General features: G+C 63.0%; 27 protein-coding genes. 9 read left to right on the top strand and 18 right to left on the bottom strand.

The window, feature by feature from the left end; all coding sequences use genetic code 11:
• Positions 1–155: 155 nt before the first annotated feature.
• From I6E39_RS07165 to I6E39_RS07115, 11 genes are all read right to left on the bottom strand, one after another.
• The gene (locus I6E39_RS07165; RefSeq protein ID WP_235380921.1) at positions 156–2108 is read right to left on the bottom strand and encodes a bifunctional 4-hydroxy-3-methylbut-2-enyl diphosphate reductase/30S ribosomal protein S1; all 1953 of its coding nucleotides are present in this window, start codon (positions 2106–2108) and stop codon (positions 156–158) included.
• Positions 2105–2749, bottom strand: coding sequence for a lysophospholipid acyltransferase family protein (locus I6E39_RS07160; protein ID WP_235380920.1), 645 nt, complete (start codon positions 2747–2749; stop codon positions 2105–2107). The genes I6E39_RS07165 and I6E39_RS07160 overlap by 4 nt, the downstream gene beginning before the upstream one ends.
• The gene (gene cmk / locus I6E39_RS07155; RefSeq protein ID WP_235380919.1) at positions 2746–3417 is read right to left on the bottom strand and encodes a (d)CMP kinase; all 672 of its coding nucleotides are present in this window, start codon (positions 3415–3417) and stop codon (positions 2746–2748) included. Before cmk ends, I6E39_RS07160 begins: the two co-directional genes overlap by 4 nt.
• Before the next feature lie 45 nt (positions 3418–3462).
• Positions 3463–4731, bottom strand: a complete 1269-nt coding sequence (locus I6E39_RS07150) for a BaiN/RdsA family NAD(P)/FAD-dependent oxidoreductase (protein ID WP_338127121.1) — start codon at positions 4729–4731, stop codon at positions 3463–3465.
• On the bottom strand, positions 4728–5591 hold the full coding sequence (locus tag I6E39_RS07145; RefSeq protein ID WP_235380918.1) for a MurR/RpiR family transcriptional regulator: 864 nt from the start codon (positions 5589–5591) through the stop codon (positions 4728–4730). The genes I6E39_RS07150 and I6E39_RS07145 overlap by 4 nt, the downstream gene beginning before the upstream one ends.
• A 122-nt stretch (positions 5592–5713) precedes the next feature.
• Positions 5714–6475, bottom strand: coding sequence for a pseudouridine synthase (locus tag I6E39_RS07140; protein WP_235380940.1), 762 nt, complete (start codon positions 6473–6475; stop codon positions 5714–5716).
• Positions 6472–7581 (bottom strand): D-alanyl-D-alanine carboxypeptidase family protein, encoded by a 1110-nt coding sequence (locus I6E39_RS07135; protein WP_235380917.1) that lies wholly within the window; start codon positions 7579–7581, stop codon positions 6472–6474. Before I6E39_RS07135 ends, I6E39_RS07140 begins: the two co-directional genes overlap by 4 nt.
• An 89-nt stretch (positions 7582–7670) precedes the next feature.
• A complete protein-coding gene (locus tag I6E39_RS07130; protein WP_235380916.1) occupies positions 7671–8102 on the bottom strand; it encodes a GerW family sporulation protein in 432 nt (143 codons plus the stop codon).
• A gap of 4 nt (positions 8103–8106) precedes the next feature.
• The gene (locus I6E39_RS07125) at positions 8107–8742 is read right to left on the bottom strand and encodes a DUF2953 domain-containing protein (RefSeq protein WP_235380915.1); all 636 of its coding nucleotides are present in this window, start codon (positions 8740–8742) and stop codon (positions 8107–8109) included.
• Positions 8739–9371, bottom strand: coding sequence for an SMC-Scp complex subunit ScpB (gene scpB, locus I6E39_RS07120; RefSeq protein ID WP_268842231.1), 633 nt, complete (start codon positions 9369–9371; stop codon positions 8739–8741). The genes I6E39_RS07125 and scpB overlap by 4 nt, the downstream gene beginning before the upstream one ends.
• Positions 9372–9401: 30 nt before the next feature.
• Positions 9402–10202, bottom strand: coding sequence for a segregation and condensation protein A (locus tag I6E39_RS07115; protein WP_235380914.1), 801 nt, complete (start codon positions 10200–10202; stop codon positions 9402–9404).
• A 233-nt stretch (positions 10203–10435) separates the two neighbouring features.
• Between I6E39_RS07115 and I6E39_RS07110 the strand changes: the two genes are divergently transcribed.
• The 3 genes from I6E39_RS07110 (at position 10436) to I6E39_RS07100 (ending at position 12052) form a co-directional block, all read left to right on the top strand.
• Positions 10436–10633, top strand: a complete 198-nt coding sequence (locus I6E39_RS07110) for a DUF951 domain-containing protein (protein WP_235380913.1) — start codon at positions 10436–10438, stop codon at positions 10631–10633.
• A gap of 34 nt (positions 10634–10667) precedes the next feature.
• On the top strand, positions 10668–11555 hold the full coding sequence (locus I6E39_RS07105) for a B12-binding domain-containing radical SAM protein (RefSeq protein ID WP_235380912.1): 888 nt from the start codon (positions 10668–10670) through the stop codon (positions 11553–11555).
• 230 nt (positions 11556–11785) lie between these two features.
• Positions 11786–12052, top strand: a complete 267-nt coding sequence (locus I6E39_RS07100) for a DUF6514 family protein (protein WP_235380911.1) — start codon at positions 11786–11788, stop codon at positions 12050–12052.
• Between the two features lie 61 nt (positions 12053–12113).
• Here I6E39_RS07100 and I6E39_RS11095 read toward each other — a convergent pair whose 3' ends face one another.
• From I6E39_RS11095 to trmD, 5 genes are all read right to left on the bottom strand, one after another.
• Entirely contained in the window at positions 12114–12242 is a 129-nt protein-coding gene (locus tag I6E39_RS11095; protein WP_268842229.1) for an OadG-related small transporter subunit, read from the bottom strand.
• A gap of 15 nt (positions 12243–12257) precedes the next feature.
• Complete coding sequence (locus tag I6E39_RS07095) at positions 12258–13403, bottom strand: sodium ion-translocating decarboxylase subunit beta (protein ID WP_235380910.1); 1146 nt, start codon at positions 13401–13403, stop codon at positions 12258–12260.
• Between the two features lie 343 nt (positions 13404–13746).
• A complete protein-coding gene (locus I6E39_RS07090) occupies positions 13747–14319 on the bottom strand; it encodes a hydrolase (RefSeq protein WP_235380938.1) in 573 nt (190 codons plus the stop codon).
• 106 nt (positions 14320–14425) lie between these two features.
• The gene (locus I6E39_RS07085; protein ID WP_235380909.1) at positions 14426–15262 is read right to left on the bottom strand and encodes a DegV family protein; all 837 of its coding nucleotides are present in this window, start codon (positions 15260–15262) and stop codon (positions 14426–14428) included.
• A gap of 150 nt (positions 15263–15412) precedes the next feature.
• Positions 15413–16168, bottom strand: a complete 756-nt coding sequence (gene trmD, locus I6E39_RS07080) for a tRNA (guanosine(37)-N1)-methyltransferase TrmD (RefSeq protein ID WP_235380908.1) — start codon at positions 16166–16168, stop codon at positions 15413–15415.
• Positions 16169–16395: 227 nt separating this feature from the next.
• Between trmD and I6E39_RS07075 the strand changes: the two genes are divergently transcribed.
• Complete coding sequence (locus I6E39_RS07075; protein ID WP_235380907.1) at positions 16396–17745, top strand: oxygen-binding di-iron domain-containing protein; 1350 nt, start codon at positions 16396–16398, stop codon at positions 17743–17745.
• 24 nt (positions 17746–17769) lie between these two features.
• The gene (locus I6E39_RS07070) at positions 17770–17892 is read left to right on the top strand and encodes a rubredoxin (RefSeq protein WP_235380906.1); all 123 of its coding nucleotides are present in this window, start codon (positions 17770–17772) and stop codon (positions 17890–17892) included.
• 52 nt (positions 17893–17944) lie between these two features.
• Here the strand turns inward: I6E39_RS07070 and I6E39_RS07065 are convergent, their stop codons facing one another.
• The gene (locus tag I6E39_RS07065) at positions 17945–19210 is read right to left on the bottom strand and encodes a glycosyltransferase family 2 protein (protein WP_235380905.1); all 1266 of its coding nucleotides are present in this window, start codon (positions 19208–19210) and stop codon (positions 17945–17947) included.
• Positions 19211–19593: 383 nt separating this feature from the next.
• On the opposite strand from I6E39_RS07065, the gene I6E39_RS07060 reads away from it, so the two are divergent.
• The 4 genes from I6E39_RS07060 (at position 19594) to I6E39_RS07045 (ending at position 23262) form a co-directional block, all read left to right on the top strand.
• On the top strand, positions 19594–20706 hold the full coding sequence (locus I6E39_RS07060) for a betaine/proline/choline family ABC transporter ATP-binding protein (protein WP_235380904.1): 1113 nt from the start codon (positions 19594–19596) through the stop codon (positions 20704–20706).
• Positions 20707–20710: 4 nt separating this feature from the next.
• On the top strand, positions 20711–21343 hold the full coding sequence (locus I6E39_RS07055; protein WP_235380903.1) for an ABC transporter permease: 633 nt from the start codon (positions 20711–20713) through the stop codon (positions 21341–21343).
• On the top strand, positions 21340–22872 hold the full coding sequence (locus tag I6E39_RS07050) for a glycine betaine ABC transporter substrate-binding protein (RefSeq protein WP_235380902.1): 1533 nt from the start codon (positions 21340–21342) through the stop codon (positions 22870–22872). Before I6E39_RS07055 ends, I6E39_RS07050 begins: the two co-directional genes overlap by 4 nt.
• Before the next feature lie 129 nt (positions 22873–23001).
• Positions 23002–23262, top strand: coding sequence for a YlmC/YmxH family sporulation protein (locus tag I6E39_RS07045; protein ID WP_235380901.1), 261 nt, complete (start codon positions 23002–23004; stop codon positions 23260–23262).
• A 2-nt stretch (positions 23263–23264) separates the two neighbouring features.
• Here I6E39_RS07045 and addA read toward each other — a convergent pair whose 3' ends face one another.
• Positions 23265–26870 carry a helicase-exonuclease AddAB subunit AddA gene (gene addA / locus I6E39_RS07040; RefSeq protein WP_235380900.1) on the bottom strand — a complete coding sequence of 1202 codons (3606 nt, stop codon included), beginning with the start codon at positions 26868–26870 and terminating at the stop codon, positions 23265–23267.
• Positions 26871–26965: the final 95 nt, after the last annotated feature.

The raw sequence follows: 26965 nt of genomic DNA, 5'->3' as shown, positions 1-26965 counted from the left end.
GAACGCAAAATGAAAATTTGATGAAATTTTCCAGCCTTTGGGGCGGTACAGGCCGGGGTCCGCCCCTGGACCGGCGCAATGGCCTTGGCTGCTCAGCGTGGCCTACATAAAACGGTCCGGCTGTTGGAACAGCCGGACCGTGATGGGGTATGAACTTACTCCTGGGGCTCGGACTCGGGCTCCTCCTCAGCGGCGGGGGCCTCCAGCAGAGCGCGGATGGACAGGGAGATCTTCTTGTTCTCCATGTCGATGTCGGTGATCTTCACGTCCACCTTATCGCCCTCGGCCAGCACGTCGCCGGGCTTCTCGATGCGGTGGTCGGCGATCTGGGAGATGTGGATCAGGCCGTCCACACCGGGAACCACCTCGGCAAAGGCGCCGAAGGTCATCAGCTTGACGATGCGGACGTTGGCCACGTCGCCCACCTGGTAGGTGCTGGTGAACACAGTCCAGGGCTCCTGGCTGTGGTCCTTCATGCCCAGGGAGATCTTCTTCTTCTCCTTGTCGGCGGAGATGACGTACACCTCAACGGTGTCGCCCACCTTGACCACCTCAGAGGGGTGCTTGATGCGGCTCCAGGACAGCTCGGAGATGTGGACCATGCCGTCCACGCCGCCGATGTCCACGAAAGCGCCGTAGGAAGTCAGGGACTTCACGGTGCCGGTGTAGCGCTTGCCTTCCTCGATCTCGGCCCAGACCTTCTCAGCGGCGGCGGCCCGCTCGGCACGGGTGACCTTGCTGATGGAGCCCACCACGCGGCGGCGGGCACGGTTGACCTCGGTGATGACCAGGCGGACCTTCTTCTTCAGCAGCTCGCTCATGGGAGTCTCGCGGGGCAGGCCGGTCTGGGAAGCGGGAACGAAGACGCGGATGCCCTTGACGGACACGACCACGCCGCCCTTGTTGTCCTCGGTGACGAAGCCTTCCACCACGGTCTCGTTCTCCTTGGCGGCCTCGATCTCCTCCCAGCCCTTGACCATGTCCAGACGCTTCTTGGACAGCTTGACCAGGCAGTCGCGGTCGCTGACCAGCATGACATAGCTCTCGATCTCGTCGCCGACCTTGACCACGTCCTCGGGCTTGACGTTGGGATCGTCGCTCAGCTCGGACAGGGGGATGTAGCCGGGATACTTGATGCCCAGCTCAACCTGGATCTCGGTGGGCGTGATTGCCACTACGGTGCCGGTGACCTTATCTCCATTATTGATAGGCTTGATCGACTCCTCCAGCAGCTCCGCGAAGGATTTTTCGATCTCCATGATTTCATCGCTCATTTTGTTATAGACCTCCTTTATTATCCACGCGGGCGTGGACGCGCCCGCCGTGATGCCGATCGTTTCCGTCTGGGGGATATGGGTCAGGTCAAGATCCTCCGCCCGCTCGATGAGCCGGACGTCGGGACAGACCTCCCTGCACAGCTCCGCAAGCCGCTTGGTATTGGAGCTTTTCCGGTCTCCGATGACCACCATCATGCCGCATTTTTCAGCCAGCTGACGGGCCTCCCCTTGACGTTTGGACGTCGCTCCACATATTGTATCAAAAAATTCTGCGTTTGTACACTCTTTTTTTGCTTTTTTCACGCAGCCATCCCAAATTTTCCTGGTGGAGGTGGTTTGGGACACAAATGTGAGGGGAAATTCCCGGCGTTCCGGGGCCTGGGACAGCCAAATATCCAGTTCTTCCTCCCCCGCCAGCACCACCGGATGGCGGCACCAACCGGCGATAGCCGTCACCTCCGGGTGGTCGGGGGTGCCGATGATGACGGGCTGTCTCCCCCGCTCCTCGGCCTGGGCTACAATTTGATGGATGCGGGTGACGTTGGGGCAGGTGGCGTCCAGGATGCGGACGCCCCGGGCCTTCAGCCCCTCATGGACCGCCCGGCTCTCCCCGTGGGAGCGGATGATGACCGCCGAGCCGTCGGGCACCTGCTCCGGCCGGTCCACCGACACCAGGCCCTGGCTTGCCAGGTGGTCGATCACATCCCGGTTGTGGATGATGGAGCCCAGCATCACGCAGGGCGTACCCTGGGCGGCGGTCTCCTCCGCCAGCTCCACCGCCCGGCGCACGCCGTAGCAGAAGCCGGCGGATTGGGCCAGGATCAGCTTCATTCCTGTCCCTCCCCCAGCTTCCGGACCCGGTCCATCAGATCGCCGGCGATGGCGTCCAGCTCGTCCGGGGTGGGTTTTCTGCCGGCGTACTCGGGGTGATAGGGCTGGCCGATGACCACCACGTTCCGGGCAAAGAGCTTCTTCTTCCGCTGGATGTAGATGGGCAGCAGGGGGGCTCCCGTCCGGGTGGCGAACATGGCCGCGCCGGTCTTGGCCGCCACGTCCTCCCCCTCATGGACCCGGGTGCCCTCGGGGAACATGAGCAGCTTGTTGCCGTCTTTCAGGAATTTCAGAGCGGTCTTTACCGCCTTCATATCCGCGCGGCCCCGGTCCACTCCAAAGACCCCGGCCTTGCCCAAAATCCAGCCGATCACAGGCACCCGCATGATCTGGATCTTGGCCATGGCCCGCATGGGGTACTTCCGGCCGAAGGCGAAAACCACATAGAAGGGGTCGCCCAAGGTGGTGTGGTTGGGGCAGAGGACCGCCGCTCCGTCGGGAATGTTCTCCCGTCCCACCACCCGCAGGGGGCGGAACAGGTTAAAAAAGGGCCAGATGACGGCGTAGAGGAAATGGAACCAGGCGTCCCGCCGCCGGTCCTCCCGGCGGCTCTCCTCCTGGGCAGCAAGTTCGGTGCTCACAGATTGATCTTCTCCTTTATGATGGACAGCAGAGCCTGGAGGCTCTGTTCCAGATTCAGCTGGGTGGTATCCAGCAGTACCGCGTCCTCCGCCTGGCGCAGGGGGGCGATGGGCCGGTTCCGGTCCTCCTCATCCCGAAGGATGATGTCCCGGAGGATGGTCTCAAAGTCGGTTTTCTGCCCCTTCTGCTCCAATTCCAGCAGACGGCGGCGGGCCCGGGACTCAGGCGCGGCGGTAAGGAAAATTTTCACGTCGGCGTCGGGCAGCACCACGGTGCCGATGTCCCGGCCGTCCATGAGCACGTCGTGCTCCCGGGCCAGCTTCCGCTGGAAGTCCAGCAGAAAGGCTCGCACCTCCGGGATGGCCGACACCTTGGAGGCCAGGCCGGAAATTTGGTGCTCCCGAATGGCGGAGGACACGTCCTCCCCCTCCAGGAACATCCGCTGCGCTCCGTCGGGGCCGTAGTCCATCCGAATGTCCAGCCCCTCCAGCAGGGGGACCACCTGGGCCGGGTCGGAGGGGTCCGCCCCCGCCCGAACCGTCTTCAGGGCCACCGTGCGGTAGATGGCCCCGGTGTCCACATATAAAAATCCCAGCTCCCTGGCCGCCTGCCGGGCCAGAGTGCTTTTTCCGGCCCCGGCGGGGCCGTCGATGGCAACACTTCTCATGAAATAATCGCTCCAATGGTGATATTAATGAACGGGGCCGGCCCGTTATTCTGCATCGCGTATATACTCCGTGGAACTCTCCCCCGCCGCCCGGCCGGTGGCCCAGGCAATCTGGAGGTTGAAGCCGCCGGTGTAGGCGTCCACGTCCAGCAGCTCCCCGGCAAAGTACAGCCCCTCCACCTTTTTGGAGGCCATGGTCTTGGGGTCCACCTCCGAGACCTTCACGCCGCCGGAGGTGATAATTGCCTCGCTGATGGGCCGGGGACCGGACACCGCCACGGTGAACGCTTTCAGCAGCTCCAGCAGGCGGCGGCGCTCCCCCTTGGTCACGTCGTGGGCCTTCTTCTCTCCGGGGATCTCCGCCCGCGCCAGCAGCACCGGGATCATCAGCCGGGGGACCAGAGCCCCCATCAGATTGGCCATGTCCTTGTTGGCGTTCTCCCCAAGCTCCCGCACCAGGCGGGCGTCCAGCGTCTGCTCGTCCAGAGCGGGCTTTAAGTCGATGGAGCAGGTGTACTGCTCCTTGTCGTAATTGCGCATATGGGCGCTGGCCGACAGGACCAACGGCCCGGACAGGCCAAAGTGGGTGAACAACAGCTCACCCTGTTCCCGATATAGGATTTTACCCTTCCGGTTCCGCACCGTCAAGACTACGTTTTTCAGGGCCAGCCCCTGCATCTCCCCGCAGAAGGCGTCCGGAGACTCCAGCGGCACCAGGGACGGCCTGGGCTCCACGATGGTATGGCCCAGCTCCTCCGCCAGACGGTAGCCGTCTCCGGTGGACCCGGTGGCGGGATAGGAAGCTCCTCCGGTGGCAAGGATCACCGCTTTACAGTTCAGCCCGGTCCTTGCTTTGCCTTCTCCCATCTCCACGGCCTGTACCGCCCCGTCCCGGACGCAGATCTCTGAGACCCGTTCCTGAAGTACGGGCACCCGCAGCCGCTTCAGCTCCAGGAAAAGGGCGTCGATAATGTCGGCGGATTTGTCCGATTTGGGAAACACCCGGTTGCCGCGCTCCACCTTCAGCTCCACCCCAAGATCCGTGAAGAACTGCTCCACATCGGCGGGAGTGGTGCGGCTCATGGCGCTGTACAAAAAGCGGCCGTTCCGGGGAACAGCGGCCAGCACCTCCTCCGGAGAGCAGTGGTTGGTCACGTTGCACCGGCCCTTCCCGGTGATATACAGCTTCCGGCCCACCTTGGGGTTGCGCTCCACCAGACAGACCTGGACGCCCAGACGGGCCGCGGTGATGGCAGCCATCATGCCGGCGGCTCCGCCGCCTACCACCACCAGATCATAGACGGCCCCGCTCACTCCTGCACCTTCTCGTACACGCCGTACTCGTCCCAAATGCCCTCCAGGGTCTGGAAGGTATGGGCCAGGTCGTCGTTCTTCTTCCGGCTCACCGCCACCAGCAGGGCGTTGACCAGAGACAGGGGGGCTACCAGGGAGTCCACGAAGGAGGCCATGTCGCTGCGGGCTTTCAGCGTATAGGTACAGATGGGCGCCAGCGGGGAGGCCTCGCTGTCGGTAATGGCGACGGTGGTGGCGCCCCGGTCCCGGGCGAAGCTCATGGCCTGAACGGTGCGGCTGGAGTACCGGGGGAAGCTGACGCCGATGACCACGTCCTCCTCGCCCACCCGCAGCAGGCGCTCGAAGACCTCGCTGGCGGTGTTGGCGGACACCTCCACCACGTTGTCGAAGATCAGATTGAAATAGAAAGTAAGGAAGGTAGCGATGGAAGCGGAGGACCGCACGCCGATGATATAGATCTTCCGGGCGGACACGATGGCGTCCACCGCGTGTTCAAAGCTGTCCCGGTCCAGCTCCTCCAGCGTCATCCGAATCTTTTCGATATCCGACTGGAGGACCATGGACAGCAGGTCCTGGTCCCCGATCCGGTCGTTGGTCACCTCGATGCGCTGGACCGAGGTCAGCCGGTTCCGGATCATCTTCTGCAAGGACTTTTGCATATCGGGGTATCCGTCATAGCCCAACTCGGCGGCAAAACGGACCACGGTGGATTCGCTGACTCCCACCCTCTTGCCCAGACGGCTGGCCGTCATGAAAGCGGCCTTGTCGTAAGAATCCAAAATAAAGTTGGCGATCCGCTTTTGCCCCTTGGAAAAGGTATGGATATTTTCTTGAATCAATGTAAGAATATCATGATTCATCGTTCACTCATCTCCCGCTTTTTTCAGCGCTTATCTGGTCCAACACGGGTATATCTTACTCTGTTCTCCCAAAAAATGCAAGCGCTTTTTGCAAGAAATTCATTTTCTCTTGCAAAAAGCGCTCAGAGCGGTTCTCCGTTCCCCTCGTTTGTCAGCAGCAGGATCTCCTGTCCGGTCAGTTCCCGCCAGCTCCCCGGCTTCAGGGTCCGGTCCAGAGAGAGGTGGCCCTCCCGGACCCGCTTCAGCCGTAGCACCGTCAGTCCCGCCTGGGCGCACATCCGGCGGACCTGGCGGTTCTTTCCCTGGTGGATGACGATAGACAGCTGAGACACGCCGCCGCTGGTCTTCCCCCGGCGCACCCCGGCCGGAGCCAGCCGGTCCCCATCCAGTTCCATGGGTGCGGACAGGATAGGCAGGGCGCGCTTCACGTCCCCGGTGACCCAGACCAGGTACTCCTTCTCGATCTCGTGGCTGGGGTGAAGGAGCCTGTGGGTCAGCTCTCCGTCGTCCGTGAGGATCAGCAGCCCCTCCGAGTCCATGTCCAGCCGCCCCACGGGCCACACCCGGCTCCCGCAGCCGGACACCAGATCGGCCACCGTCCGGCGGCCCTTCTCGTCTGATAGGGTGGTCACATAGCCCCGGGGCTTGTTCAGCATCAGATAGGTCCTTCCTCCGCCGGGGTCCAGGGGCTTCCCGTCCACCAGCACCCGGTCCCGGTCCGGGTCGGCCCGGTCACCCAGGCGGGCCCTTTGACCGTTCACCGTCACCCGTCCGGCGGCGATCCACTCCTCCGCCGTCCGGCGGGAGGCCAGACCGCAGGATGAGATTAGTTTTTGCAGCCGTTCTTCCGTGGGGTCGTCCCCCTTTCTCTCTTGTTCTGTCAGCCTGACAGCTCGTCCAGCCGGTCCCGCAGCCGGCTGAGCAGGTCCCGGCTCTCTGTCCGGTCCCCGGAGACCGGCCGTGCGGTCACCAGAGGGACCCGGCCCAGCTCCTTGTCCTGCAAATAATACACCGCTTCCCCGATCTGCGTCCCCGCGGGCAGGGGGCCTTCCAGGGTCTCCCGGTCCAGGCGCAGTTCCCTTTCGGCCTCCTCCCCGGAGGCCAGACACAGGGAGAGACCCTCCCCTGCCGCCACGGGGCAGAACGGAGTCAGACTGCCCGCCGTGGGCACCCGGCACAGCACCTCCCCCTCCTCTGCCGCGGGCTCCGCCCGGTAGGCGGAAAACCCGTAGTCAAACAGGGCGGCGTGGTCCGCCCAATCATTGGGATCGTTCAGCGTGACGCAGATCAGGGTCAGCCCCTCCCGCTCCGCCGCCGACACCAGGGTGCGGCCCGCCTTCTCGGTAAAGCCGGTTTTTAGGCCGATACAGCCCGCGTACCGCCACAGCAGCTTATTGTGGTTGGTGAAGGTGCGGGTGCCCAGGGTGATGGTCCTGGTGGATACCATCTGGGCCAGGGTCTCGTTCCCCAGACAGGCCCGGGCCAGCAGGGCCATATCATAGGCGCTGGAGTAGTGGCCCTCGGCGTCCAGGCCGTTGGGGTTGGCAAAGGAGCTGTTCTCCATGCCCAGTTCCCGTGCCTTGTCATTCATTCGGACCACAAACTCTTCCACCGTGCCGCCGCAGTGGCCGGCCACCGCCAGGGCCGCGTCGTTGCCCGAGCGCAGCAGCATCCCGTAGAGCAGGGCCTCCAGCGTCACCTTCTCTCCGGGCTGGAGGTAGATGGAGGAACCCTCCGCTCCCGCCCACTCCCGCCGGACCGTCACCTCCTCATTGAGGTCATGGCCCGATTCCAGGGCCACCAGGGCCGTCATCAGCTTGGTCGTGCTTGCGATAAGCCGGGGCTGGCGGGCGTTTTGCTCGTACAGCACCCGGCCGCTGCCGGCGTCCATCAAAACGGCGGCGGACGCGGAGGTGCCCACCGCACAGGCGGCGGGCAGAGAGATCATCCAGATGGTCAGGGCGAGGAACGCCCCAAATAGGCGCTTCATATCTGTCACCTTCCTTGAAGATGGAACGTGGCCTTAGTATGAAGCGGAATTTTCCCCGTTATGGCGGGGAACTTTTTGCAGTTATGCCATTATTCGGCAAAATCGCTCTCGGCGGCCTGGGCAGCCTTCTGCTCCTTCTTGGCCTGCTGGCTCTCGATGAAGCTGGTGACCTTGTCCACCACCTCGGGTACGGTGTCGATGACCCGGTCCACGGTGGTGGCGGGCGGCGGAGCCACGGGCAGCAGCTTGACACTGCCCTCCCGGACCACCAGGAAGGCCACTGGCTCCAGCTTGGCGCTGGCGCCGCTGCCGCCGCCGAAGCTTCCGTCCGGTCCGGTCTGCTTCTTGGTGGAGAACTCGGTGCCGCCCCCGGCCACGCCGAAGGACATCCGGGACACCGGGATCAGCGTTACGCCCTCCGCCTGGATGGGGGTGCCGATGATGGTATTGGCGTCGGCCATGGTGCGGACGTGCTCCATGGTGGTGCTGATCAGCTCACTGAGGGAATTGTTCTTTTCCATAATGTCAGGCCGCCTTTCTCTGCTGTTGTTTTTGTTTTTGCCGCCCACGGACGGCCAGGAAGCCCCGCAGGGCCTTACATCCGAAATAAACGCCCAGCCAGAGGATCTGGCCGATCTTGATGGACAGGGAGGCCAGACCGTACACGGTCATCTCCCCGGCCTCGAAGTCCACCCGCACCCTGGCGCGGCCGTCCTTCACATGGAAGGCCCGGGTCAGCGGCTCCCACAGGGCGCCCAGGGCCGCCGAGGCCTGCCCGTAGCGCATGGCCGCGTCCGCCGGGTCGGCGGCTCCCACCGTCAGCTCCAGCTCCAGGGTGTCCATCCGGAGCTTGCCGTACATGGTCCCCACCGCGTCCAGAGCCACGGGCAGCAGGGCACGGGCATAGTCCAGCGCCCCCCCCGCTTTCTCCGCCAAGGGCTTGGGGGACGGAGGCGCCTCTTCCTTCTTCTTGGGGGGCTTGGCCTTTTTCTCCTTCTTTCGGGCGGGCTTGTCCTTCTTGTTCAGGGGGAACACCCGGATCTTCAACGCCCCCGCCCGGACCCAGGCCCGAAAGCCCTGGGCGCTGTATTCCGCCAGGCCTCCCACCCGGATCTGGCCGATGAAAAACAGCACGACCAGTACGATCAAAAAGACTTTCATTCCTCACCCGCCGGGGGCTCCGGCTGGGGCTGGGAGGGCTCCTCGGGACTGTCGGCCCGCTGTTCCTCCTCCCGGGTCTTCAGCTTTTCCACCGCCGCCTCCAGCTCCAGAGTCAGCTGTTCCCCCTCTTTGGAGGCGTCGGGCAGCTCAGGCAGCTCCTCCAGATTGGTCAGACCGAAGGAGCGCAGGAAATTCTTGGTGGTGCGGAACAGGGTGGGACGGCCGGGCACCGCCAGACGGCCCGCCTCCTCAATAAGCTCCCGCTCCAGCAGCAGACCCACGGTGTAGGCGCTGTCCACCCCCCGGACCTGGTCCACATAGGCCCGGGTCACCGGCTGGTAGTAGGCGATGATGGCCAGTACCTCCAGGGCGGGCTGGGACAGGCGGGCGGGCTTCCGGCTCTCCAGGGTCTTTCGGATATAGGGGGCGAACTCCGGGGCGGAGCACAGCTGATAGCTGGTGTCCAGCCGCACCAGACGGATGCCCCGGCGCTCATAGCTGTACTTGTCCATCAGCCGCTGGGCCACCGCGTCCAGAGTGGGCCGGTCCACCTCCAGACCCAGGCACAGCCGCTCCACGGGCACCGGCTCCCCGGAGGCGAAGAGCACCCCCTCCAGCGCCGATTCCAATTCCTTGATCTCGATTGTGTCCCCCTCCTCTCAGTAGCTGTCAGCGGTAAATTCCACCGCATCCGCGCCCTCCTCCCGGGTGCAGGTAACGGTACAGTCCTCCTCGGTGCCCGCCAGACGGACCCGGCGCGCCTTACACAGCTCCAGCACCGCCAGGAAGGTGGCCACCACCTCCGACCGGCTGCGGTTGCCCCGGAACAGGGACCGGAACCGGGTGACGCCAAATTGGACCAGACGGTGGAGGATCTCCCCCGCCTTGTCGGCCACGGGATAGGGCTCCCGGCCCACGATGCCCTGGAAGGCGGCCACCGGGGGCGGCAGCTTGTTGTCCGTCCGGCTGAGCACCGCGGTCATGGCCTTGAGCAGGTCCTCCTTTTGGTGGACATAGCGGTAGGTCCTGTCGGGCTGGATGGCCTCGGGTACCTTGGTCAGATAGTCCCGGCCGTAGCGGTACCGGTCGTCCAGGGCGGGGACCACCGCCTTGATCTTCAGATAGTTTTCGTTGCGCTGGTGGGCCTCCAGGGTGGCGATAAGCTGCTCCATCTCGCTGAGGGCCTCCTCGTCGTGGATGGACAGCAGCATCCTGGTCTTGATATAAATGAGGTGGGAGGCCATGGTGATGAATTCACTGGCCACCTCCAGATCCAGTTCCTTCCGCTTGTTCATCCACTCCAGGTACTGGTCCAGGATCAGGGAGATCTGGATGTCCTTGATCTCCATTTTGTTCTTGCTCAGCAGATGGAGGATCAGGTCCAGGGGTCCCACGAAGTCCTCCATGTTCTCCTCTTTCGCCTTCACCACCCCTTCCAGGTGGTAAATGGGTGCCTCCAAGGGCTCACCTCCCCGATTTTTCCCGCATTCGTTCAAGATATTATATCAGTTCGAGGGGTAAAACACAAGGTTGAAATCCCCTTTTCCCCAGCGCGCCGGTTTGGCCGCAATCCGCCGCTTTGACGTTCTGTTCCGGTCCCGGGCCGCGAAGTTGACAATCCTCCGCCGAAAATCTATAATGAAACCGATTGCAAATCATAAACTGGAACCGGCTGTAAAGAAGGAGGCCCGCTATGGACATCCATTTGAATGACGTTTTAAAGATGAAAAAAGCCCACCCCTGCGGCAGCCAGGAGTGGCTGGTCCTCCGGGTAGGGATGGATTTCAAGCTGCGCTGCCAAGGCTGCGGCCACGAGGTCATGCTGCCCCGGAGCAAGGCGGAGAAGAACATCCGCAAGGTGTTCCGGGACGGAGCGGCCGTAGAGGTATAACACACGGAACTGTTTGGAAGAAAGGAATCCTGCTATGCGATACGACAGCGATCTTTTGTACCGTCCCCCAGGCGAGTGGAAGAGCTATCTGCTCCAGTGCACCATCGGGTGCTCCAACAACAAATGTACCTTCTGCGGCATGTACAAGGAAAAGACCTTCCGCATCCGGCCCACCGAGGAGATCCTGGAGGACATCGACATGGCCCGGGCCTATTACGGCCCCGGCCTTCAGCGGGTCTTTCTCATGGACGGGGACGCCATCATCATCAAGACCGAGGACCTGCTGAAGATCCTCCGAAAGCTGTACGACACCTTCCCCCATCTGGAGAAGGTAACGCTCTACGCCGGCCCCCGCAGCACCCTGAGCAAGTCCCCGGAGGAGCTGAAGATCCTCCATGAAGCTGGCCTCTCCCGGGCCTATTTGGGGGTGGAGAGCGGCAGCGACCAGGTGCTGCGGTTCATCCACAAGGGCGTGGACGCGGACCAGATGCTGCTGGCGGGCCAGCGGCTGGTGGAGGCGGGCATCGACCTCTGGGTCACCATCATTCTGGGCATCACCGGCGCCAACGGCGAGGGCGGCGACTGGCAGGAGCACATTCTGTCCACCGCTCGGATCATCAACGAGATGAAGCCCCGGCACCTCTCCGCCATGACCTTCGCCCCCGCCAAGGGCACCCCCCTGGGAGACGACGTTTTGGCCGGGCGGTTTACCGTCTGCTCCCCCGACCACATCCTGGAGGAGTGCCGGATGCTCATTGAACACCTGGACGTGGACCCCCTCCACTTCACCAGCAACCACGCCTCCAATTACCTGCCCCTTAAGGGCGGCCTGCCCGAGGACCGGGAGAAGTTCCTCTCTCTCATCGACCAGGCTCTGGCGGGCAAGATCCGTCTGAGAAAAACTCTCAACCGCGGGATCTGAACACACGACGCCGGCTCCGTCCATAGGACGGAGCCGGTTTTATGCTTCCAAGACGGAGAACCGTTCCCCACCTTTCCCTTCCCTTCGACCGCTCTCTCCCCGTTCCCCCACGCCGGCGCCCGAACCGGGTCGAACACCGTCTTTCCCTGCGATATATTTCTCTTTCCACTCACTTTGGGATACTATATAATGTGCCCAAATCATTTTCACAGGAAAGAGGGCACAATATCATGGAGATCAAGATCGCCACCCGACAGTGTGAGGACGCCCGGGGCCGTGCCCGGCGGTTCCACTACTATCTGACGGTGGATCTGGTGGAGACGGACCGTTTCTGCTGCGAGGACTACGGGGTCCGGATCACCGAGGACCGGGGGGAGAGCGCCGCTGTCCCCTCCATCACCACCAGCGCCATGCGGATCGACGAGCTGATGACCATGCTGGTGGAACACCAGGTGGGGCCCGCCGGTCTGGCCGACGTGGTGGCCGACTGGCTGTGAGCAGCAAAAAGCGCCGGGCTGAAAACAGCCCGGCGCCCGGAACTCCCAGCATCCGCTGAGATCACTTTTTCCGGTTGTCGATCTTCTGCATCAAAGCCACCATCAGCGCGATAGCGCCCAGCACCACGAAGATACCGGCCATGCCCTGGGCCATCATTTCCAGAGCCTGAGCCACATTTGCCATATTCATCACAAATCCTCCTTATCAGCCAATCAGGTGGGTGGCGCAGTACTGGAGCACCACGCCGCCGGCAACTACGGACGCGATCTGGCCAGACACGTTGGCGGCCACCGCGTGCATCAGCAGATGGTTCTGGGGGTCGGCCTCCTGGCCCAGCTTCTCAATGACCCGGGAGGACATGGGGAAGGCGGAGATCCCGGCGGCGCCCACCATAGGATTGATCTTGTTCTTGGGGGTGAAGAGGTTCAGCACCTTGACGAAGAGAACGCCCACCACGGAGTCCAGCACAAAGGCCACCAGACCCAGGCCCATGATCATCAGCGTCTCCTTCCGGACAAACTGATCCGCCTTCATGGAGAAGGAGATGGTGATGCCCAGCAGCAGGGTGATGAGGTTGGCCAGCTCGTTCTGGGCGGTCTGGGACAGGGTGGCGAGGACGCCGCATTCCCGGATCAGGTTGCCGAACATGAGGAAGCCCACCAGCGCCACGGAGGAGGGGGCCACCAGACCGGCGATGACAGTGACGATAATGGGGAACAGGATCCGCAGCCGGCGGGAGACGCCCCGGGCCCGGTAAGGCATCCGCATGGCCCGGTCCTTTTTGGTGGTGACCAGCTTGATGGCGAAGGGCTGGATGATGGGCACCAGAGCCATATAGGAGTAAGCGGCCACGGCGATGGCGCCCACATATTGGGAGTGCAGGGTCTTGGACACCAGGATGGAGGTGGGGCCGTCCGCCGCGCCGATGATGCCGATGGAGGCGGCGTCCCTCATGTCAAAGCCCATGGCGGCGGCAAGGAGGATGGTGAGGAAGATGCCCGCCTGAGCTGCCGCGCCGCACAGGAACAGCTTGGGGTTGGCCAGCAGGGGGCCGAAGTCGATCATAGCGCCGATGCCGATGAACAGGAGGATTGGCATGGCCTCGGAGGCCTCGATCCCCACTTCAAAGAGCCACTGGATAATGCCCTGGGTCTCGCCCAAGCCCTCGCTGAACTGATTGATGACGCCGGACAGCGGCAGGTTTACCAAAATAGCGCCGAAGCCCATCGGCATGAGCAGAGCCGGCTCAAAGTCCTTCTCAATGGCCAGCCAGATGAGCAGGCCGCCCACTGCGTACATGACCAGCTGCTGCCAGGTGATGGACAGAAGCCCTTCCCACAAAAATTCCATTGTTCCCAGCTTCCTTTCTTCTACATTGAACTATATTAAGTATCTGTCCGAACACAGGTTTTTTCGTGATCAGACGAAAAAAACCTGCGTTCCGGCCGGAACGCAGGTCTGGTCAATTAAGGCAAAACCAGGACAGGCTCATAAGACCCGCCATGCTTGTTGGCTCTGCCGCGCGCCGGGGAGGCGCGCTGACTACTCCCCTTTGTCATTGTATTGAGGATGTTATCACAGTGGTTCCACATTTGTCAAGACGGCAGCGGCAATCTTTGCCAAATTTGAACACTTTTAGAAAAACAATCGAATCATCAAAAGGTTTTCGAGTATTTTTCGTCGTATCGGCCCATCATATGGCTCCGACCGCCGTCTCGATGGCCGCCTCCTCCGCCTGCATGGCCTTCAGCGTCAGGTCCAGCAGCTTGTCCAGCTCCCAGCCCAGCAGCTCCGCGCCGCCGGCAATGACCTCCCGGGAGCAGCCGGCGGCGAACTTCTTGTCCTTGAACTTCTTTTTCAGAGACTTCAGCTCCATGTCGGCCACACTTTTGGACGGGCGCATAAGGGCGGCGGCGCCGATGAGTCCGGTGAGCTCGTCGGCGGCAAAGAGGACCTTCTCCATCTCATGCTCCGGCTTGATGTCCACGCAGATGCCCCAGCCGTGGCAGGCGGTGGCCCGGATGATGGACTCCTCCACCCCCTCCTGGCGCATCAGCTCCTGAGACTTTTTGCAGTGCTCCTCCGGCCAGCGTTCAAAGTCCAGGTCGTGGAGCAGACCCACCACAGACCAGAAATCCGCCTCTTCCCCATAGCCCAGTTCCCGGGCGTACCAGCCCATCACATGCTCCACGGTAATGGCGTGGCGCAGATGGAAGGGCTCCTGATTATACTTGGTCAGCAGGTCCCATGCCTGCTGTCTGGTCATAGACACCATCGTTTCCTCCCCGTTTCATGGAAAATAGGAGACAGTCCCCCGCCCCTCAGGGCCAAGCGGCTATCTCCTACTTTTTTAGACTATATTTTCCCGTTTGTCAATAGGACACTACGATTCCGCCGTCATTGGCGTAGACGGTGGTGATGCCTCTGGCCTCCACAATGATGACCTCGGCGAATCTGCACTTGGCCTCCACCTGGGCCTTGACCTGGAACGCCCGCTCCAGGCAGTTGCAGTGGCTGATGACCAGGGTCCGCCCCTCGTGGTCGGGATCGGCGGCGATCTTATCGACCATCTTGCCCAGCGCCTGCTTGACGGACAGGGCTTGGCCCAGCTTGGCGATCTCCCCCTCCGGCGTGGCATGGCAGAGAAGTTTGATCTTCAGCGCACCGGTGACAATAGCCTGCATCTTTGTCAGCCGGCCATTTTTCCGCAGATTCTCCAGGTTTTCCAACACAAACAGGGTCTGCATCTGATAGATGAACTGCTCGATTTCCCGGACCACATGCTTGAAGGGCATCCCGGTCTGGGCCAGTTCCCGGATCTTCAGCGCGATGAGCACCTCGCCAGAGGCGGCGGAGCAGGAGTTGAACACATGGACGTTGACGTGGGGCTCTTCCTCCTCCATCAGCAGCCGGGCCTGCTCCGCGCAGTTGTGGGAGCCGCTGAGCAGAGCCGACAGCGTGACCACATACACGTCGTCCACCCCGCAGCGGTAGGCGTCCAGGTAGCTCTGGGGAGCGGGGCAGGAAGTGGAGGGAGCGTCCTCGCTCTGCTTCATGGACCACAGCAGATCGGCCTGGTCAAAGTTCTCGTCATCCACAAAGGTACTGCCATTGGATCGGATCGTCAGAGGCACCCGGACAAAGCAGGGGTCCTTCAGCATCTGCGCGGTCAGGTCGCAGCAGCTGTCCACGACAATTTTAAAACTCATATGTTTCATCTCCGAACATGGTTTTGAAAATCAGATTGCGCCAATTAGTTTACCACATTTTTTGTTATCTGTAAAGAGGAGCCGCCCATTCTCCTTGACCTGATGTTGGAGAAAACGGAATGCAACGGGCGGTCTGTTGGTCCGATGGGCTTAAAATTTCTCCCCCGTCTCCTGCTCCAGCTCTTTCAGCAGCTTCTTGTCAGCCTTGGAGGACAGGTCCAGCTTCTCATACAAGTCGGGCCGGCGCTGCCGGGTGCGCAGGATAGACTGCTTCCGCCGCCACTTCTCCACGTTGGCATGGTGGCCGGACAGAAGGATAGGAGGCACCGCCCGGTCATGCCACACCTCGGGCCGGGAGTACTGGGGGGCCTCCAGCATCCCGTTCCAGTGGCTCTCGTTCTCGTAGCAGGAGGGGTCGGACAGCACCCCGGGCACCAGCCGGCAAACCGCATCGGCCACCGCCATAGCGGGAATCTCGCCCCCGGTCATGACAAAGTCCCCGATGGAGATCTCCTCATCCACGCACTCCTCAATAAAGCGCTCGTCGATGCCCTCATAGTGTCCGCAGACCAGGATCAGCCGGTCATAGTCCTCCTTCAGCCGCCGGGCGTCCGCCTGGCAGAAGGTCTTGCCCGCCGGAGACATATAAATGGTGTGGAGCCGCTCCCCCGCCTCATCGCAGATGTGCTTCCAGCACTGGTACAGGGGATCCGCCTGCATTACCGCGCCCCGGCCGCCGCCGTAGGGGTAGTCGTCCACCTGCTTCTGCTTGTTCAGGGTATAATCCCGGATCTGGTGGCACTCGATGCGGATATAGCCCCGCTCCTGGCCGCGGCCCAGGACGGACTCGCACAGCATATCGCCCACCACATCGGGGAACAAGGTCATAATGTCAATACGGTACATGATCGGAAGTTCTCTCCTGCTTTTCTGTCGTCACTCGGACCGGCCCAAGAACGGCCCATCCGGCATTTGCTTTATTATACGGGATTTCCCCGGCTTTTTCAACGGCCTGTTCCCCGGAATCCGTTCTTTTCCACCGCAAAACCGCCGCCACCCACTTTATTTTTCTCGGAAACTATGATATGCTGTTCGCTGTAAAAATCCCATTCTGCAAAAAGCGAGGTCTTAATATGTATTGTGTACGCAAGGTGACCGACGATCTGATCTGGATCGGCGCCAACGACCGTCAGCACGCTCTGTTTGAAGCCACGCATCCCGTACCCCGGGGCATGTCCTTCAACTCCTATCTGCTGCTGGACGAGAAGACTGTCCTCTTCGACACAGTGGACCGGGCGGTCCAGACCCAGTTTTTTGAAAATCTGGAGTACGCCCTGGGAGGCCGGAAGCTGGACTATATCTTTGTCCACCACATGGAGCCCGACCACGCCGCCACCCTGGGGGATCTGATGCTCCGCCATCCCGAGGCCCGTATCGTATGCAACGGCAAGGCGGTGAACATGATCCGCCAGTTCCACTGCACCGACCCCAAGGGGGCCGTTCTGGTCAAGGAGGGGGACGCCATTGACACGGGCCGGCACCACTTCACCTTTGTGAACGCTCCCATGGTCCACTGGCCCGAGGTCATGGTCAGCTACGACTCCACGGACAAAATTCTCTTCTCCGCCGACGCCTTCGGCACCTTCGGCGCTCTGAACGGCATCCTGTTCGCCGACGAAGTGGACTTTGACCGGGATTGGCTGGATGAGGCCCGCCGCTACTACACCAACATCGTGGGCAAGTACGGCCCCCAGGTCACCGCTCTGCTGAACAAGGCCGCCGGCCTGGACATTCAGATGATCTGCCCCCTCCACGGCCCCGTGTGGCGGAAGGACCTGGGCTACATCATGGACAAGTACGCCAAATGGGCCGCCTACGAGCCCGAGGTCCGTGGCGTGCTGATCCCCTTCGCCTCGGTCTACGGCGGCACCGAGACCGCAGCCAACATCCTGGCCTGCCGTCTGGCAGAGCTGGGCGTGCCTGTGGAGATGTACGACGTGTCCATCACCCACTATTCCTATGTGCTGTCCGAAGCGTTCAAGTACAGCCACATTGTCTTTGCCTCCACCACCTACAACAACGGCGTCTTTGTCACCATGGAAAACCTGCTCCACGACGTCGTCCACCATAACCTGCAGAACCGGACCATCGCCCTGATCCAGAACGGCTCCTGGGCCCCCGCCAGCGGCAAGCTTATGGCCCAGATTCTGGGCGAGCTCAAAAACACCGAGATACTGGAGGCCCCCGTCACCCTGAAGTCCGCCCTGGCTCCCGGCCAGGATGGGGAGCTGGAGGCCCTGGCCCAGACTCTGGCCGCCTCCGTCCGGGGTGAGGCCGCCGCCCCGCAGGAGGAGGTTGCGGACAAGCCCAAGGGATTCGTCTGCAAGATCTGCGGCTTTATTTACGAGTCCGACACCCTGCCCGACGACTTCGTCTGCCCTATCTGCCGCCGGCCCGCCAGCGACTTCGAGCCTCTGGCCTGATCCCGCCTGTTTCAGGAGGACGCCATGGAGCGGTATTACTGCGACCTGTGCGGCTTTCTCTATGACGAGGAAGTCCGGGGCCCCATGCCCGATGACTACGCCTGTCCCCTGTGCGGCGCGGACCGCAGCCACTTTCAGGAGGAATGACAAAAACAGGACCACCCGCAGAGCGGGTGGTCCTGTTTTTTCGTGTCTTAAATTACCGCGCGGCGGCCCGTTCCCGTGCAAAGCCCTCGGGAGCCACGTTGCGGGTATGCCTGATCTCCTCCCACACCGTGGTCTTTTTCCAAAAGCTGCCCAGGGTGATGGGCAGCCAGGACAGCAGGAACAGCCAGTACACCAGCAGGCTGCCAACCATCCGCCTGTCCCATTTTCTCTCCGCCGTCAGCACCAGGGCCGCCGCCAGAGTGGAACCCAGGGCGGTGGCCGCCAGGTTCATCAGCAGCGTCCCGCAGAGGGCGGCGGGGACCTGCTCCAGTGCCCGGCAGCCCAGGCAGGCCGCCAGAAGGGAGACCGCCAGCCCCGCCGCGGCCGCCACCTGGTAAGCAGGGATGAGTAGCGTAGTCCCCAGGTCCGTCAGCGCCAGGGTCCGCCCGGGCGTCCCCAGTTCCCCGCCGACCCGGCCCAAGTAGTTCTCCGCCACCTGGAGCGTACCGCTGGACCAGCGGCGGCGCTGGACCACGGACTGGGCATAATCCAGGGGCTGTTCGTCATAGGTTATAGCCTTAGGGACCCAATGGACCCGCTCCCCCGCCAGAACGCACTGGGCGGTCAGCTCCAGATCCTCGCTGATGGTCCCGGTGTTCCACCCTCCCAGGCGCTCCAGAGTCTCGCCGGACACCATGAAGCCGGTGCCGTTGACCATGGCGGACAGCCCCATCCCCGCCTTTCCGCCGTTGTGGAACCGGTCCATCATCCAGTAATAGATGGAGTAACAGCCGGAAATCAGGGAATCGTAGGGGTTCTTGCTGTCCCGGTAGCCCTGGGCCACCCGGGCCCCGGACTGGAAAGCGTTGTTCATCTCGGCCAGAAAACGCCGGTCCGCCAGATTGTCCGCGTCAAAGACACAGTAGGCGTCGTAGGCCCGGCCCCGGAGCCGGCGATAGGCGAAGCGCAGCACCTCCCCCTTGGTCTTTACCGGCACTGTGCACTCCAGCACCTTCGCCCCGAAGCCGGCGGCGGCCAGGGCCGTGTTGTCGGTGCAGTTGTTGGGGATGACCCAGATGTCATAGAATTCCGCCGGGTAGTCCTGGGTCAGCAGACTGTTGATGAGGGGCCCGATGACCAGTTCCTCGTTCCGGGCGGCGATGAGGACGGCGAACCGGGTCCGGGCGGGGTGCCAGCCGTAGTCCTCCGGCCGTTTCCAGGACATCACCCCCGTGACCAGATAGCAGCCGCCCCACAGGGTGATCCCCAGGCAGATCAGAGCGGACAGCGCCGCGGCGGCGGAATAGAACCATTCCATATGTCATCCCTCCTGTTCTTGTCCCAATCCTACCAGAGCTTTGTTAAGGACAAGTCGGGAGAACGATTAAGATTTCATGAAGAGATTTTTAAATTTGCCCCCCTCCGTTCCTCCCCGTCTGACGCCCTTCGGCATTTATTCACATTTTGTTTATTTGACTTTATTGCCGGTAAAATGTATACTATTTTTACAGATAATACCATGTATCACACCCGTGGTTAGGAAACTTCATCCATTTTTTGGATGACCGGACTTGCCGCGGGCCATATTTTACTCTTTTTTCCGGAGAGTAAAATCCCCCCGTCCGGGTGCGGTCCGGACGGGGTTCCCCGCTCACCCCGGGCGCTGTCATATCTCCGCGCCCACAGGAAAAGGAGGTCATTTTGCTTCGATTTGAGCACGTATCCATGTCCTACGGCAGCCAGACCATTTTACACGACCTGAATTTTGAGATTGACGAGGGACAGTTCGCCGTCTTTATCGGCCCCTCCGGCTGCGGCAAGACCACCACGCTGAAGATGATCAACCGGCTGATCCAGCCGGACAGCGGCCACATCTACCTGAACGGCCAGGACATCGCGGCCACGGACCGCTATGAGCTGCGCCGCCACATCGGCTATGTGATCCAGCAGATCGGCCTGTTCCCCAACATGACGGTGGCCCAGAACATCTGCGTGGTACCCAAACTGCTCAAGTACCCCAAGGAAAAAAACGAACAGCTCGTACGGGATATGCTTGCCATGGTGGATATGCCCTATGAGAAGTACGCCCACAAGTACCCCTCGGAGCTGTCCGGCGGCCAGCAGCAGCGCATCGGCATCCTCCGGGCCCTGGCCGCCTCGCCGCCCATCGTACTGATGGATGAGCCCTTCAGCGCCCTGGACCCCATGACCCGGCGTTCTCTCCAACTGGAGGTCAAAAACCTCCAGCAGCGGCTGAACAAGACCATCATCTTCGTCACTCACGACATGGAGGAGGCTTTGGATCTGGCCGACGTCATCGTCTTCATGGACAAGGGCCGCATCGTCCAGATGGCGCCCCCGGAGGAGATGCTGGAGCACCCCGCCACCGAGCAGGTCCGGGAATTTTTGGGCAAGCATCTGCCCGCCTCCGCTCCCGCCGACATGACCGCCGCCGACTTTATGCGCACCGGCATCATCACCGTGGGTCAGGACCGGGGCATCCACGAGTGCGTCAGCCGGATGCAGCACCACAACGTGGACACCCTGCTGGTGGTGGACGACCAGAAGCGGTACCAGGGCACCGTGTCCATCGCCGACATCCGCCTCACCGGCCATGTAGTCAAGACCATCGGCCCTCTGGTCCGCTGCACCACCCCCACCGTGATGGCCAGCGACAACGCCAAGGACTGCTTCGACCAACTGGTCTCCAGCGGCTTCCCCTATCTGGTGGTGCTCAACGAGGACCAGACGGTGGCCGGCATCATCACCAAAACCAGCATGGCCTCCGCCATGGCGGAGCATTTGTGGGGGTGATGGGATGAAGATCGACCTGTCCGCCATTCTCCATGCGGTACTCATCCATCTGGGCTATACCCTGTTCTCTGTCTCCATCGGCTTCGTCCTGGGTGTGGCGTTGGGCATTCTGTTCACCCGGACGCCCAAGCTGTCCAAATATATCCTGCCGGTACTGTCGGTGCTGAACACCATTCCCGGCATCGTCTTTATCGGCGTGCTGTTTCTCTATCTGGGCCGGCAGCCCGCCACCGTACTCACCGCCCTGTCTGTCTACGCCATGTTCCCGGTATTGAAAAACACCTTCACTGGACTGAACGAGGTAGACGACCAGTATAAGGAGGCGGCCCGGGGCTGCGGCATGAACCACTTCCAGCGGCTGATGCTGGTGGAGCTTCCCCTGGCCATGCCCACCATCATCGGCGGTCTGCGCATCGCCACCGTCTACACCGTCAGCTGGGCCGTGGTGGCCGCCATGATCGGTCTGGGCGGCCTGGGCGATTTTATCTACAAAGGAGTCAGCTCCAACAACAATGCCCTGATCCTCCAGGGGGCCATCCCCGCCGCCCTTCTGGCTTTCATTCTGGGCACGCTGGTGGATATTCTCCAGCGCCATGTGGTCCCCCGGGGCCTGCGGAAAAGGGGGGATGAGGGATGACCTTTGCCATGGTATGGGAGCACCTGCTCCTGGTGCTGTCCTCCCTGGTCATCGCCGTTGGGGTGGGCGTTCCCCTGGGCCTGCTGTCCTACCTGTTTCCCCGGGCGGGCAAGGTCATCCTGCGGGTGGTGGACCTGATCCAGACCACTCCCGCCCTGGCCCTGCTGGGCATCATCATGGTAGTCATGGGACCGGGCAAGCCCACTGTCATGATTGGTCTGGCCCTCTACTCCCTTCTCCCCATCGTCCGTAACACCAGCCTGGGGCTGTCTCAGGTGTCCCCCCACCTAAAGGAGGCGGCCACCGGCATGGGGATGACCCAGGCCTACCGCCTGCTCCATGTGGAGCTGCCCCTGGCCATGCCCATGCTGTTCACCGGCATCCGAATCGCCGTGGTCAACGCCATCGGCACCGCCGTCTTTGCCGCCTCAGTGGGCGGGGGCGGCATCGGCAGCATCATCAACAGCGGCATCCGCCGCCGGAACATGGAGCTGATCCTGTTGGGCACCCTGGCCCTTATGGTCATGGCCCTGGTGCTGGACCTGATTATGGGCTGGACGGAGCGGCGGCTCAACAGCCGGACCCATAAAAAGCTCCCCGACTGGGCCAAGTGGACCGGTGGCGCGGCCCTGGCCGCCGCCTCGGTGGCCCTCATCGTCTCCATGCTGGTCCCCGCAAGCACCGAAGGCAAGCTGGTCCTCTATGACGGGGACTACTCCGAGGTCAAGCTGATGCACAGCATGGTCAAACAGCTGGTAGAGGACAAAACGGACCTGACGGTGGAGATCCGGGACCAGATGACCCAGGTGAACAACTACAATTCCCTGCGGGGGGACTCCCCCAGCTGCGACCTGATGTTCAGCTATGACGGCACGGTGCTGACCACCTTCTTGAAGCTGGATGTCACCGACGTGCCGGAGGGTGAGAGTCTGTACGACTTTGTGAACCGGGAAGTCAGCGCCCGGGAGGGACTGCACCTCATGGGCAAAGTAGGTCTGGACAACACCTACGCCCTGGGGGTCACCCAGGAGGTTGTGGAACAATACGCAGTCAAGACCATCAGCGATCTGGCCGCCTGCGCTCCCCAGCTGCGTCTGGGCGGCGAGCATGAGTTTTTCACAGCCGAAGGCAGCATGAAGTACCAGTCCTTCGTGGACTTCTACGGACTGAACTTCAAGGAATGCATTCCCCTGGACGCGGCGCTGAAGTACAACGCCGTGGAGGAGGGAGCCTTCGAGGTCATGGTGGTCTACGCCACCGACGGTCTGAACAAGCGGGCCAACCTCACCATTCTGGAGGACGACCGCTCCTTCTTCCCCGAGTACAACGGCGCCTTCCTGATCCGGGACGACCTGTTCGAGCGGTTTTATGAGGCCGCCCCCAATCTGGAGGACGTGCTGGAGCTGCTCACCGGCCAGGTGGACAACGAGGCCATGGTCGCCCTTACCTACGCCGTGGACGTGGAGGGGCAGACCGTGGAACAGACCGCCCATGACTTTCTGGTGGAACGGGGCCTACTGGACAACTGACACATACGAACAGGACCCGCCGGGATCACCCGGCGGGCCCTGCTCTGTTTTCTCAATTTTCTCCCGACCGCATAGGACGTCCCCCTCCCCGCATAAGCTGAAACCAGTTTGAGCATGGGAGGGTGAAGTATGGAAACACGGGTAGAGGAGCTTCGCTACAAGGAGGTCATCAGCGTCTCAGACGGCAGCCGTCTGGGCTATGTGGGGGATATGGAGCTGGACCTTGCGGACGGACGGATCACAACGCTGATCATCCCCGGCCGGCGCAGACTCTTCGGCCTGCTGGGCCGGGAGGCGGACCGCCGCGTTCCCTGGGACTCGGTGCGCCGGTTCGGAGACGACATCATCCTGGTGGAAGCAGCTCCCGCCGGGGTCCTGCCCGAGGGATAGGCTCACAGCTCCCAGGCCCGGTCCGTGGCGAAGAACCACAGCACCTTTCTGCGGACCGGACGGCCCAGGATTGCGGACAGCGCCCGGCTGTACGCTTCCAGCTGGGGGCGGTATTCCTCCGCCCGCTCCCCTTCGCCGCCGGGACGCACCCGGTCGCTTTTGAAGTCCACCACGGTGACGCCCGCCTCCCCCTCGAACCAGGCGTCGATGACGCCCTGGAGCAGGACCTCCTCCCCCTCCTCCGCCTCCGGGTAGTAGTCCCGGGCGGGCACCAGGAGGGAAAATTTGAATTCCCGGCGGCACTCCTTGGCCTCAGCCATCTCCCGCCCCAGCTGGCTGGCAAAGAAAGCGGCCAGCCGCTCCGGCTCCACCGCGCTGCCCTGGGCCGGGGTCAGGAAGCCTTCCGACACCAGGCGCTCCAGCTCCCTGCGGATGGCTTCCCGGCTGTGATCCTCCGTCAGCGGCAGGTACTGCATGGCCAGATGGAGGGCGGTGCCCCGCTGGGAGGGACTCAGTTCCTTCTCCGCGCCCCGGAAATCCGGGCGGTGGATGGGTGGATGCTCCACCCGCTGCTCCGGGACCGGCGCGCCCTCCTCCGCCGCCTCCCGGTCCAGGGGGCGGCCCTTGATCTGGGTGGCGGTGAGCTTGGAGGGGATGTCGGCGCATGCCAGATAGGGATAGCGCCAGGACAGCCGGGCGGCCAGGTCCCCTGTCTCCCCTTCCGGCTCCTCCGCCGGCAAATCGGCAAAACGGCCGGGCCGCTCCTGCGCCTGGCTCAGCGGCAGGCCCTCCACCCAGCGAATGTCCCAGGCGGGGCCCAGCTGGCCGCATTCCACATCCCCCAGGCCGGCCATGGCCCGCAGGGGGGCGGCCTCGGGCCGGGTGAGGGCGTGGAGCAGCACCCACGCTCCCACGTTCTGCTGGCTCTCCAGAGCCATGGGGGACACGGGGGCGGACAGGTCCTCCCCCAGCCGCTCCAGGGCTCGCACTCCCTCAGGCAGGGCCAGCGTCAGGATCAGCTTCTCCTGGGCCCGGGTCATGGCCACATAGAGCAGCCGCAGCTCCTCGGCCATCATCTCCCGCTCCAGCTGGCTGGCCACCGCCTGCCGGGCCAAGGTTGGGTACTCCACCATCCGCTCCCGGTCCAGGCCCTTGGGCCCCACGCCCAGCACGGGGTGGAACAGCACCGGGCGCATCAGATCGTCCCGGTTCAGCCTCCGGCTCAGGCCGCACACCAGCACCACCGGCTTCTCCAAACCCTTGGAGCGGTGGATGGACAGGATGGACACGCCCTCCCCCTCCCGGCCCGGTCCGGCGGTAGACAGTTTGGCCCCGGTCTCCCGCATCCGGTCCAGGCGCAGCAGGAACTGGAACAGGGTCCGGCAGCCCGACTCCTCCAGCTGCCCGGCCAGGGCATAGAGGGACAGCAGGTTGTCCTGCCGCTCGCCTCCGCCCTCCATGGCTCCGAAGATGCCCAGCAGGTTGGTCTTTTCATAGATATGCCAGATCAGCTGGCGGCAGGTCCGGTCCCCGGCTCCGAAGCGCAGCTCGGCCAACTGGTCCAGGAAGTCCCGGCACTCCGGGTCCCCCTGTTCTCCCGCGTGGACCAGTGCGGAATAGAAGTCCCCCTCCCAGTCCGCCCGGAGCAGGGCCAGCTTGTCCCCGGAAAACCCGAACACCGGGGAGCGCAGCACGGCGATGAGGGGCACGTCCTGCCGGGGATTGTCCACGATCCGCAGCATGGCCAGGGCCACGTTGACCTCGGTGGTCTCGAAGAAATCCCCGCCCCCGTCGGCTGACCATGGGATGCCTTCCTCCCCCAGGGCCCGCAGGTAGTGGTGCAGGACGCTGCCGGGGCTGCGGAGCAGGATCATGACGTCGGAGGGGCGCAGCGGACGCAGTCCCTCCTCCCCCCGGATCATCAGGGGCTTGGACAGCAGCTCCCGGATCCGCCGGGCGGCAAACCGGGCCTCCAGCAGGTCTTTGCTGTCCTTCTCTCCCTCCAGGTCCCCCAGGAAGGACAGGTCCAGGGCGTCCAGCTCCAAGGCATAGTCCTCCCCCCCGGGGAAGGAAGCCCCGGGGACCAGCGCCTGATCCTCGGTATAGTCCAGCTCTCCAAATTCAGCCGACATGATGTTCCGGAACAGGTCGTTGCACCCCTCCAACACCTGTGGGCGGGAGCGGAAGTTCCGGGAGAGCACCCGCTTTCGGGGCTCCCCCTCCCCCGCCCGGTCCCCGTCGGCGAAGCGTCGGTACTTGTCCAGGAAGATGGTGGGATCGGCCAGACGGAAGCGGTAGATGGACTGCTTCACGTCCCCCACCTGGAACAGCTTTCTGCCTCCGTCGGAGATGGCGGAAAAGATGGCGTTCTGGACCTGGTTGGTGTCCTGGTACTCATCCACCTGGACCTCCTCAAAGCGGGCGGACCAGGCCTGGGCCAGGGTGGTGGGCCGCCCCTCCCCGTCCACCAGGAGCTTGACCGCGAAATGCTCCAGGTCGGAGAAGTCCAGCAGAGACCGGCGGCGCTTCTCGGCGGCATAGGCCCTCTGGAAATCCACCACCAGGTCCATCAGAGCCTGGACGGCGGGCCGGGACAGGGCCAGTTCCTCCAGCAGCAGGGCGCTGGTCCCGGCAATCTGCTCCGCCGTCTTGTCCAGCGCCTTTTTGCAGCGGGTCCGGATGGCCTTCATCCGCTCCCCCGCCAGGGCGGCCGCCTGTTCCTCCATGGGGCTGACCTCACGGGAGCGTTTTTTCTTTCGTCCCGCTGCCGGGAAGAGGATGGGCAGCCGGGCGGCCGCCTCGTCCCAGCCGTCCGCCTCCAAGAAGGCCTCCACGCCCTCCAGAGAGGCAGAGAGCGAGGGACCGTAGTTCATCTCCAACAGCTCGTCTCCCACCGTCAGGGCCAATGCCTGGGCCAGCCGGTCCCGGCAGCTCCGCCCGGTCCGTCGGGCCTCTTCCAGCAGCAGAGCGCCCCAGGCGGTCTGGGACAGGTCGGTCACTCCTTCCAGGTCCCAGACTCTTTTCTGCTCCTCCAGCCAGCGCTCCGGGTCCGGGTGGCTCTGGACCCGGCCGAAGACGTCCAGCACGATCTGAGCCAGCCGGCTGTCGTCCCGGCCTGCGGCCAGGGTGTCGGCCAGCTGGGCAAAGGGGCTGTCCGGGTCCAGGCCCTCGTACCGCTTATCCAGCAGTTCCTCCAGCGTGCGGGCCATGAGGACCTGGGCATCCCCCTCGTCACACAGTCGGAAGTCCGGGTCCAGGTCCAGCAGATGGCCGCTCTCCCGCAGGAGGGCGGAGCAGAAGGAATGGATGGTAGAGATCTGGGCCTGATAGACCAGAGTGGACTGCCGGCGCAGATGGCGGTCATTGGGCCGCTGGGCCAGACGGGCCGACAGCTCCTGGGCGATGCGGGTACGCAGCTCGGCGGCGGCGGCCTTGGTATAGGTGATGACCAGGAAACGGTCGATGTCCAGCCCCTCCTTGGTCACCCGGTCCAGTAGACGCTCCACCAGCACCCGGGTCTTGCCCGACCCGGCGGCGGCGGACACCAGCAGCTCTCCTCCCCGGTCGTCGACGATCTTTCGTTGTTCCTCTGTCAGCGGAAAAGCCATGGGCCCGCCTCCTTTCCTATGAGATAAATTTTAGTTTATCGTTTCATGTAGGGCGAGGGCTTGGTAGGGCGGGGGCTTATCCCTCCCCCTTTTGG

Origin of the sequence: Pseudoflavonifractor phocaeensis (assembly GCF_021531375.1) — a bacterium.
Classification (GTDB): Bacteria; Bacillota; Clostridia; order Oscillospirales; family Oscillospiraceae; genus Lawsonibacter; species Lawsonibacter phocaeensis_B.
Note: the sequence above shows the minus strand (reverse complement) of the source record. Positions and strands in the feature narration are given on the sequence as shown.

Coding starts and splice junctions, on each gene's coding strand:
- I6E39_RS07055 (WP_235380903.1), top strand. CDS start 20,711: ATGAAGATCGACCTGTCCGCCATTCTCCATGCGGTACTCATCCATCTG.
- I6E39_RS07070 (WP_235380906.1), top strand. CDS start 17,770: ATGGAGCGGTATTACTGCGACCTGTGCGGCTTTCTCTATGACGAGGAA.
- I6E39_RS07125 (WP_235380915.1), bottom strand. CDS start 8,742: ATGAAAGTCTTTTTGATCGTACTGGTCGTGCTGTTTTTCATCGGCCAG.
- I6E39_RS07130 (WP_235380916.1), bottom strand. CDS start 8,102: ATGGAAAAGAACAATTCCCTCAGTGAGCTGATCAGCACCACCATGGAG.
- I6E39_RS07045 (WP_235380901.1), top strand. CDS start 23,002: ATGGAAACACGGGTAGAGGAGCTTCGCTACAAGGAGGTCATCAGCGTC.
- I6E39_RS07085 (WP_235380909.1), bottom strand. CDS start 15,262: ATGAGTTTTAAAATTGTCGTGGACAGCTGCTGCGACCTGACCGCGCAG.
- I6E39_RS07090 (WP_235380938.1), bottom strand. CDS start 14,319: ATGACCAGACAGCAGGCATGGGACCTGCTGACCAAGTATAATCAGGAG.
- I6E39_RS07095 (WP_235380910.1), bottom strand. CDS start 13,403: ATGGAATTTTTGTGGGAAGGGCTTCTGTCCATCACCTGGCAGCAGCTG.
- I6E39_RS11095 (WP_268842229.1), bottom strand. CDS start 12,242: ATGAATATGGCAAATGTGGCTCAGGCTCTGGAAATGATGGCCCAGGGC.
- cmk (WP_235380919.1), bottom strand. CDS start 3,417: ATGAGAAGTGTTGCCATCGACGGCCCCGCCGGGGCCGGAAAAAGCACT.
- I6E39_RS07100 (WP_235380911.1), top strand. CDS start 11,786: ATGGAGATCAAGATCGCCACCCGACAGTGTGAGGACGCCCGGGGCCGT.
- I6E39_RS07065 (WP_235380905.1), bottom strand. CDS start 19,210: ATGGAATGGTTCTATTCCGCCGCCGCGGCGCTGTCCGCTCTGATCTGC.
- addA (WP_235380900.1), bottom strand. CDS start 26,870: ATGGCTTTTCCGCTGACAGAGGAACAACGAAAGATCGTCGACGACCGG.
- I6E39_RS07105 (WP_235380912.1), top strand. CDS start 10,668: ATGCGATACGACAGCGATCTTTTGTACCGTCCCCCAGGCGAGTGGAAG.
- I6E39_RS07145 (WP_235380918.1), bottom strand. CDS start 5,591: ATGAATCATGATATTCTTACATTGATTCAAGAAAATATCCATACCTTT.
- I6E39_RS07135 (WP_235380917.1), bottom strand. CDS start 7,581: ATGAAGCGCCTATTTGGGGCGTTCCTCGCCCTGACCATCTGGATGATC.
- I6E39_RS07075 (WP_235380907.1), top strand. CDS start 16,396: ATGTATTGTGTACGCAAGGTGACCGACGATCTGATCTGGATCGGCGCC.
- trmD (WP_235380908.1), bottom strand. CDS start 16,168: ATGTACCGTATTGACATTATGACCTTGTTCCCCGATGTGGTGGGCGAT.
- I6E39_RS07110 (WP_235380913.1), top strand. CDS start 10,436: ATGGACATCCATTTGAATGACGTTTTAAAGATGAAAAAAGCCCACCCC.
- I6E39_RS07165 (WP_235380921.1), bottom strand. CDS start 2,108: ATGAAGCTGATCCTGGCCCAATCCGCCGGCTTCTGCTACGGCGTGCGC.
- I6E39_RS07050 (WP_235380902.1), top strand. CDS start 21,340: ATGACCTTTGCCATGGTATGGGAGCACCTGCTCCTGGTGCTGTCCTCC.